The sequence below is a fragment of the Streptomyces sparsus genome (assembly GCF_054776295.1).
The window spans coordinates 1-9,091 of record NZ_BAAHCA010000114.1; the positions used below are offsets into that span (position 1 = coordinate 1).

Annotated in this window: 3 protein-coding genes and 1 tRNA gene; 3 read left to right on the forward strand and 1 reads right to left on the reverse strand. The window is 70.8% G+C overall.

What is annotated here, in order from left to right; translation table 11 throughout:
• The first annotated feature begins 143 nt into the window (after window positions 1-143).
• Together ACYVE9_RS08940 and ACYVE9_RS08945 are read left to right on the forward strand one after the other, a co-directional pair.
• Window positions 144-830 carry a DegT/DnrJ/EryC1/StrS family aminotransferase gene (locus ACYVE9_RS08940; RefSeq protein WP_461027211.1) on the forward strand — a complete coding sequence of 229 codons (687 nt, stop codon included), beginning with the start codon at window positions 144-146 and terminating at the stop codon, window positions 828-830.
• Between the two features lie 80 nt (window positions 831-910).
• A tRNA-Thr gene (locus tag ACYVE9_RS08945) sits at window positions 911-983 on the forward strand.
• A gap of 86 nt (window positions 984-1,069) precedes the next feature.
• Here ACYVE9_RS08945 and ACYVE9_RS08950 read toward each other — a convergent pair.
• Window positions 1,070-3,694, reverse strand: coding sequence for a SpoIIE family protein phosphatase (locus ACYVE9_RS08950; RefSeq protein WP_461027213.1), 2,625 nt, complete (start codon window positions 3,692-3,694; stop codon window positions 1,070-1,072).
• A 468-nt stretch (window positions 3,695-4,162) separates the two neighbouring features.
• Between ACYVE9_RS08950 and ACYVE9_RS08955 the strand changes: the two genes are divergently transcribed.
• Window positions 4,163-9,091 (forward strand): HAMP domain-containing protein (locus ACYVE9_RS08955; RefSeq protein ID WP_461027212.1); only part of this gene is annotated, 4,929 nt, incomplete at its 3' end.

Genomic DNA, 9,091 nt, shown 5'->3' on the forward strand with positions numbered 1-9,091 from the left:
ATGGTACTGCATGCGGGAGCGTGTGGGAGAGTAGGACGCCGCCGAACAATTATTGGGCCCGGGTCCCTGGAATTCATTCCAGGGACCCGGGCCTTTTTGCGTTCGGACACCGGCCGTTCATGTCCGGCGACGAGCATCGCGGCATGGGGACGACACAGCTGACGGCAGCCGGCATAGGCCGGGGACACGAAGTGATCCTCCCGTCGTACGGGGGCGAGCGAGCCGCGCAGGCCGTACGGGACGTCGGCGCCGTGCCGGTCTTCGTGGACATCGACCCGGCGAGCTTCTGCCTTTCCCCGCAGGCGGTCGAGGCGGCCGTGACCGATCGCACCGCGGCCGTGGTGCCCGTGCACCTCTTCGGCCATCCCGCGGACATGGTCTGCCTGTACGCCCTGGCCGAGCGCCACGGCCTGCGCCTGGTCGAGACGGAGACGCCGCTCGGGCAGGTCAGCGGTGCCGCCGTGCGGCGCCGGCAGCAGGCCGCCGCCTACCTGGACTCCCGCCTCACCGGCGTCGTCACACCGCTCGTCGCCCCGGGCGTGGAGCACACCTACGAGCAGTACGTGGTGCGCGTGCCGGGCAACGGTCGTCCCGACCGGGACGCGTTCCGATACGCGCTCCGGGCCAGGGGAGTGGTCGGCCGCGTGCCGATACCGACACCCGCGCACCGCACTCGCGACTTCCGTGCCGAGCTGTGGCTGCCCGAGACCGAACGGGCCGCGAGTGAGTCGCTCGCCCTGCCCGTGCACGAGGACATCACCCGACGCGAACTCCAGCGCATCGTGTCCGCCTGCAAGGCACTCGGGGGCCTGCTGAGGGAACCCGTCTGAGCCCACCGGCCCCGGGCGTTCGGTGCCCGCGCCGGTGTGGGGCACACCCGGGCGTCAGGTATGCTTTCTGACGTCGACGCGCCCCAATAGCTCAGTCGGCAGAGCGTCTCCATGGTAAGGAGAAGGTCAACGGTTCGATTCCGTTTTGGGGCTCCGCACAGATATGGCCCCCGCCTCACCGGCGGGGGCCATATCCGCGTTCCGGGCCGGTCGTCCGGCCGCCGGAAGCACCCGCCGCGTCAAGCGGGGACGCGCATCGCCAGAATCGCCATGTCGTCCGACGGGGCGTCGGCGGCGAAACGCTCGACGGCCCGCATGATGCGGGCGGCCACCGCGCCGGCGGTCAACCCCGTGCAGGTCGTCAGGCATTCGGCCAGGCCGTCGTCGCCGAGCATGCGGGTGCCCTCCCGGCGCTCCGTCACGCCGTCCGTGACACACAGCAGGACGTCGCCCGGTTCCAGCGTCAACGTCTGCTCGTACAGCTCCAGATCGTCCATCACGCCCAGCAACGGCTGGGGTTCGGCGGCCGGTTCGACGTGGCCGTCCGGCCGCAGGCGCAGCGGCAGCGGATGTCCGGCGCACACCACCTTGAGCAGTGCGCTGCCGTCCTCCTGCGGCCACAACTCGCCGTAGAGCAGGGTGAGGAAGCGGCTCCGCGCCCCCTCGTCGAGAATGGCCGCGTTGAGCCGCTCCAGGACCGCCGGCCCGCCGAAGCCCTCCCGGGCCAGCAGCCGCAGCGCGTGCCGCGCCAGGCCCGTCACGGCGGCCGCCTCGGGGCCGGTGCCGCAGACGTCACCGATGGCGAATCCGTAGGCGCCGTCCCGGATAGGGAAGAGGTCGTAGAAGTCGCCGCCCACCTCGTTGCCCTCGCCGGCCGCCCGGTAGATCACCTCGACCTCGACGCCCGGCACGTCGGGCAGCTCCGGTGGCAGCAGGCTGCGCTGGAGGGACTGGCTGATGGCCGTGCGCTCCGAGTACAACCGGGCGTTGTCCAGGGCGAGCGCGGCACGCCGGGACAGGTCCTCGGCCAGCTCCAGGATCTCCTGCCGGAAGCGTTCGTCGGTCGGCTTGCCCAGCGTGATCATGCCGATGACCCGGTTGCGGGCCACCAGCGGCAGCACCACCGTCTCACCGCCCACCGCCGAGGCGGTGGCCAGCGTGGTGCCCGGCGCGGGCAGCGCCGGCTCGTCCAACAGCAGACTGCGCAGCGAGTTGCGCAGGGCGCTGGAGTGCGCCGCGTCGCTCGGCGCGGTCCAGCCGCGCGCACCCGGCGTGGGCACCGGGTCCGGCGGGTCGACCTTCGCCAGCAGCGCCTTCAGGCCGTCGATGCGGTCCTCGTCCTCGTGCAGCACGTAGGAGAGTTCGGGCTCGGACGCCTGATCGGCAATGGTGTAGACGGCACACCAGGTGGCGAGTGTCGGAACCGTCATCTGGGCCATCAGGGCCAGCGTCTGATCGCGGTCGAGAGTGCCCGCCAGCAGGTCCGACGCCTCGACGAGGAAGGACAACGAGCCCCGGCGCAGCCGCTCCAGCTCGGTGAGCCGTGCCGACTCCACGGCCAGCGCGATGCGGTCGGCGGCGAACTGGAGGCGCAGCGCCTCCTCGTTGGTGTAGCGGCCGGACGTCTCGGCGGCGACTCCGAGGGAGCCCGTGAGCCGGCCCTCGACCTTGAGCGGGACCGTCACGACGGACCGCATGCCCGTGCCGGTGAGCAGGGGCACCGCCCCGGGCACGGCCGTCAGGTCCTCGTGCACGGACGGCATCCGGGCGCTGCCGTACCGTCCGCTGCCGGCCTCCACCGGGACGCGGGCGAAGCGCTGCCGGGCCGACGGCAGGCCGGTGGAGGCGCGCACCTCCAGTTCCGTCTCGTCGTCGGTGGCGAGCAGCAGGAACGCGGCGTCGCCGTCCAGCATGTCCCGGGCGCGTTCCACCGTCCGCTGCAGCAGCCCGTCGAGGTCCTCCGGCGGCGGTGAGCCGATGAACACCTCGAACGGGTCCGTGGAGGAGCGCTCCCGGCCGTCCTGGGAACCGGCGGGCTCGGTCGCCGGGACCCGCTGCGGGGAGGCGAGCACCGCGCGTTCGTGGTCGGGCACCAGCAGGCACACCGTGGACGGTTCGCCCTCCGGGTCGCGCACCCGCAGGTGGGAGGCGTAGACGGGAACGGTCCGGCCCTGTGCGTCACGGAAGCCGTAGGTGCCCTCCCAGCGGGAGAACGCCAGCGCCTCGGCGATGCCCGTCCCGGTGCCCGGCGTGTGCGGCCACGCGGCGAAGTCGTTGAGCGGTTTGCCGACGACCTGCTCGGGCGGATAGCCGAACAGGTCGTGGGCGTCGTCGTTCCAAGCGGCGATGAGGCCGGCCCGGTCGACCTGCACCACGGCGACCCGGACATGGGAGACGGCCACCGGCAGGGCGGAGTCCGGGACCTCGGGGCCGGAGCTGCGCATGCCCACCGGTCGCTGCGGCAGGTCGAGGCGGAACCAGACGCGCTTCTCGGTGGACGCGTAGTCGACACCCCACCGGGTGGCCAGCGCGGCGCACAGCAGCAGGCCCCGGCCGCCCTCGCGGTCCGGCCCCGGGTGGGCCTGGTTCACGTCGTGCATCGGCACCTCGCGGTCCGGGTACCGGTCGGCGACCTCGATGCGGGCGCCCTCGGCGTCCCGCAGGCACAGCACCTCCGCGGCGGTGCCCGCGTGCACCACCGCGTTGGTCACCAGTTCGCTGGTGAGGACGACGGCGTCGTCGATGATGTCGGTGAGCCCCCATCCCTGGAGGGTGTCCCGCACGAATCCCCGGGCGGTCGCGACCGAGCGCCCGACCGGCTGGAAGGTTGCCGCGGCCCGTGCGGTGATCACTTGTCTCCCCATGGGTGTACTGACGTCGCCGTCCCTGTGCGCCTGCGTGAGCGGTCCCCGCTGGGCACCCACACGGCCGATCCGCCCCCGCTGCTCGGCGCTCTGCTCTTCCACCGCGGCGCCCCTTCATTGCCCGTCGTGCTCGCTCCACCGCCCGCATCCCGCCGTCGGTGGGGACATCAACCCGAGCCCGGGACCCCGGACGGGATGGACAGCCGGAGGCCAGGTTACTTACGTTCGCGGGGTGCGTGGGCGCCGGATGGGGTGTTTTCCCCCCGGACCCGTTCAGAGCCGTCGATGTGCGATGCTGCCGAACTGTTATCGCCTGGTTCGGACGGGGTGAAACACTGGGAAGGCTCGAAGAGGTACCCGGGCGCAAAGGTCAACCCCTGCGGGAGGGACACGGTGGAGTCTGGCGGCGGAGCGGCGCGAGGTACGACAACGCGCGCGAAGGGCGGACGGTCCCGGAAGAGCGGGACGGTGGAGGTCGACGCGGCAGCCGTCGACCGGTTGCGCTCGGCGCTGCTGGCGATGCGCGACGGCAACTTCCGCCGTCGCCTCACCGTCGCCGGCAACGGCCCCATGGCGGAGATCGCAGCGATCTTCAACGAGGTCGCCGATCGCAACCTGCACCTCACCAACGAGCTGACGCGGGTCCGCCGGGTCGTGGGCCGGGAGGGCAAGCTCACCGAGCGGCTGGAGTGCGGCGCCAGCGAGGGCTCCTGGGCGACGGCCATCGACGCGTCCAACGCGCTCGTCGACGACCTGGTGCGTCCGGTCTCCGAGGTCGGGCGGGTACTGGCCGCGGTCGCCGAGGGTGACCTCGAGCAGCGCATGGACCTGCGGGTGCACACGGCCGACGGTGTCGGGCAACCGCTCCGCGGAGAGTTCCTCAAGGTCGGCCGGACGGTCAACGGCCTGGTGGACCAGCTGTCGGTGTTCACCGACGAGGTGACGCGCGTCGCCAGCGAGGTCGGCACCGAGGGCAAACTCGGCGGTCAGGCGAAGGTGCGCGGCATGTCCGGCTCCTGGAAGGACCTGACGGACTCCGTCAACACGATGGCGTCCCGCCTGACCGCCCAGGTGCGTGACATCGCGCTGGTGACGACGGCGGTCGCCAAGGGCGACCTGTCCCGCAAGGTCACCGTGCACGTGGCCGGCGAGATGCTGGAGCTCAAGAACACCGTCAACACGATGGTCGACCAGCTCTCGTCGTTCCAGTCCGAGGTCACCCGAGTGGCCCGGGAGGTCGGCACCGAGGGGGAGCTCGGCGGCCAGGCCCGGGTGGAGGGTGTCGCGGGCGTCTGGCAGGACCTCACCGACTCGGTCAACCTGATGGCGGGCAACCTCACCTCGCAGGTGCGGGAGATCGCCCGGGTGACCACCGCCGTCGCCAGCGGTGACCTGTCGCAGAAGGTGACGGTCAACGCGCGCGGTGAGGTCGCCCAGCTCGCCGAGACGATCAACACGATGACCGAGACGCTGCGCACCTTCGCGGACGAGGTGACACGGGCCGCCAGCGAGGTCGGCACCGAGGGCGTGCTCGGCGGCCAGGCGCAGGTGCCGGGCGCGGGCGGCATCTGGAAGGACCTCACCGACTCGGTGAACTCCGCGTTCCGCAACCTCACCGCGCAGGTGCGGGACATCGCGCAGGTGACGACGGCGGTGGCCAACGGTGACCTGTCGCAGAAGGTCACGGTGGACGTCTCCGGCGAGATGCTGGAGCTGAAGAACACCGTGAACACCATGGTCGACCAGCTCTCCGCGTTCGGCGCGGAGGTCACCCGGGTCGCCCGGGAGGTCGGGGTGGAGGGTGAGCTGGGCGGCCAGGCGCAGGTGCCGGGCGCCGCGGGCACCTGGAAGGACCTCACCGACTCCGTCAACACGGCGTTCCGCAACCTCACCGGCCAGGTGCGCAACATCGCGCAGGTGACGACGGCGGTGGCCAACGGTGACCTGTCGCAGAAGGTCACGGTGGACGTCTCCGGCGAGATGCTCCAGCTGAAGAACACCGTGAACACCATGGTCGACCAGCTGTCGTCGTTCGCCGAGCAGGTGACGCGGATGGCCAGGGACGTCGGCACCGAGGGCCGCCTCGGCGGCCAGGCCCGGGTGGACGGCGTCTCCGGGACGTGGAAGGACCTCACCGACTCCGTCAACTTCATGGCGGGCAACCTGACCTCGCAGGTCCGGCAGATCGCACAGGTGACGACCGCGGTGGCGCGCGGTGACCTGTCGCAGAAGATCGAGGTGGACGCCCGAGGGGAGATCCTCGAGCTGAAGTCGACGATCAACACGATGGTCGACCAGCTGTCCGCCTTCGCCGACCAGGTGACGCGGGTGGCGCGTGAGGTGGGCACCGAGGGACGCCTCGGCGGGCAGGCGCAGGTGCCGGGGGTCGCCGGCGTGTGGCGGGACCTGACCGACTCGGTGAACGGCATGGCCGGCAACCTCACCGCGCAGGTCCGCAACATCTCGCAGGTCGCCACCGCGGTGGCGCGCGGTGACCTGTCGCAGAAGATCGACGTCGACGCCCGAGGGGAGATCCTCGAACTCAAGACGACGATCAACACGATGGTGGACCAGCTGTCCTCGTTCGCCGAGCAGGTCACCAGGGTCGCCCGCGAGGTCGGCACCGAGGGCATTCTCGGCGGGCAGGCCGAGGTCAAGGGCGTCTCGGGCACCTGGAAGGACCTCACCCAGTCCGTCAACGGCATGGCCAACAACCTGACCTCGCAGGTGCGCAACATCGCCGAGGTGACCACCGCGGTCGCCGAGGGCGACCTCTCCAAGAAGATCACTGTGGACGCCAAGGGCGAGATCCTGGCGCTGGTGACCACCGTCAACACGATGGTGGATCAGCTCTCGTCGTTCGCCGAGCAGGTCACGCGGGTCGCCCGCGAGGTCGGCACCGAGGGGCGGCTGGGCGGCCAGGCCCAGGTGCCCGGCGTCACCGGCATCTGGAAGGACCTCAGCGAGAACGTCAACCTGATGGCGAACAACCTGACGTCGCAGGTCCGGAACATCTCGCAGGTCGCGGGCGCGGTCGCAAGCGGTGACCTGACGAAGAAGGTCACGGTCGAGGCCAGCGGTGAGGTCGCGCAGCTCGCCGACACCGTCAACACGATGGTGACGACGCTGTCGTCGTTCGCGGCCGAGGTGACCCGGGTGGCCCGCGAGGTGGGCACCGAGGGCATTCTCGGCGGGCAGGCCCGGGTGCCGGGAGTGTCCGGCACGTGGAAGGACCTCACCGAGTCCGTCAACGGCATGGCGAACAACCTGACCGGTCAGGTGCGCAACATCGCCCAGGTCACGACGGCCATCGCCAAGGGCGACCTCACCAAGAAGATCGACATCGAGGCCCGGGGCGAGATCCTGGAGCTGAAGACGACGATCAACACGATGGTGGACCAGCTGTCGTCGTTCGCGGAGCAGGTCACGCGGGTCGCCCGCGAGGTGGGCACCGAGGGGCAGCTCGGCGGCCAGGCCCGGGTGCGCGACGTGGCCGGCACGTGGAAGGACCTCACCGAGTCGGTGAACGAGATGGCGGGCAACCTGACCCGCCAGGTCCGGGCGATCGCCGAGGTCGCCACCGCGGTCACCCGCGGCGACCACGGCGTGAAGATCGACGTGGACGCGGCCGGTGAGATCCTCAAGCTCCAGGGCTACATCAACGAGATGATCAGCAACCTGCGCGAGACGACCCTGGCCAACCAGGAGCAGGACTGGCTGAAGGGCAACCTGGCGCGCATCTCCGGCCTGATGCAGGGCCGCCGCGACCTCAAGGACGTCGCCCAGCTCATCATGAGCGAGCTGACCCCGGCGGTGTCCGCGCAGCACGGGGCCTTCTTCCTGGCGGTGCCGGACGGCGGCCGCACCGAGGACGTCGGTGTCGGGCAGGGCGCCGACGGCTCGTACGAGCTGCGCCTGCTCGGCTCCTACGGCTACAAGCAGGGCGCCATGCCGACGTCCTTCGCGCCGGGGGAGTCGCTCATCGGTACCGCTGCCGTGGAGCAGCGCACCATCCTGATGGAGAACACCCCGCCCGGCTATCTGAAGATCACCTCCGGTCTCGGTGAGGCGGCGCCCGCCCACGTGATCGTGCTGCCGGTGGTGTTCGAGTCCGTGGTGCTCGGGGTGGTGGAGCTGGCCGCGTTCCAGCCGTTCACCCAGATCCAGAAGGACTTCCTGAGCCAGATCGCGGAGATGATCGCCACCAGCGTCAACACCATCAGCGTCAACACCAAGACCGAGGTGCTGCTGGAGCAGTCGCAGGAGCTGACCGAGCAGCTCCAGGACCGCTCGATCGAGCTGGAGAGCCGGCAGAAGGCCCTGGAGGACTCCAACGCCCAGCTGGAGGAGAAGGCGGCGCAGCTCGCCCAGACGAACCGCGACATCGAGATCAAGAACTCCGAGATCGAGGACGCGCGGCAGGTGCTCGAGGAGCGTGCCGAGCAGCTCGCCGTCTCCATGCGCTACAAGTCGGAGTTCCTGGCCAACATGTCGCACGAGCTCCGCACCCCGCTGAACTCGCTGCTCATCCTGGCCAAGCTGCTCGCGGACAACGCGGAGGAGAACCTGTCGCCGAAGCAGGTCGAGTTCGCGGAGACCATTCACGGCGCCGGCTCCGACCTGCTCCAGCTGATCAACGACATCCTCGACCTGTCGAAGGTCGAGGCGGGCAAGATGGACGTCAGTCCCACCCGGATCGCACTGGTGCAGCTGGTCGACTACGTGGAGGCGACCTTCCGGCCGCTGACCGCGGAGAAGAGCCTGGACTTCTCCGTGCGGGTGTCACCGGAGCTGTCGGCGACGCTGCACACCGACGAGCAGCGCCTGCTCCAGGTTCTGCGCAACCTGCTGTCCAACGCGGTGAAGTTCACCGACAGCGGGGCCGTGGAGCTGGTCATCCGCTCGGCGAAGTCGGACGTGCCGGCGGCCATCCGGGAGCAGATGCTGGAGGCCGGTTCGCTGCGGGACGCCGACGCGGAGCTGATCGCCTTCTCCGTGACGGACACCGGCATCGGCATCGCGCAGAACAAGATGCGGGTCATCTTCGAGGCGTTCAAGCAGGCCGACGGCACGACCAGCCGCAAGTACGGGGGCACCGGCCTGGGCCTGTCCATCAGCCGGGAGATCGCGCGGTTGCTGGGCGGCGAGATCCACGCCGTCAGTGAACCGGGCCGTGGCTCGACGTTCACGCTGTACCTGCCGCCGCACCCGCCGGAGCTGCTGCTGGCCACCGCCTACGGCCAGCTCGGTGATGCCTCGGTCGGCGACGCGGAGCAGAACGGGACGGTGCTGGAGGCCGCGCCGCAGCCGGCCCAGCTGCTGCCGGCACCCGAGCGGCGGGAGCCCGGCCGGAGGGAGACGGAGCGCAGGGAGACCGAGCGCGGGGAGCCCGGGCGC

Excerpts from the sequence above, each read along its gene's own strand:
- ACYVE9_RS08950 (WP_461027213.1), bottom strand. The coding sequence starts at position 3,694 with ATGGGGAGACAAGTGATCACCGCACGGGCCGCGGCAACCTTCCAGCCG.
- ACYVE9_RS08940 (WP_461027211.1), top strand. The coding sequence starts at position 144 with ATGGGGACGACACAGCTGACGGCAGCCGGCATAGGCCGGGGACACGAA.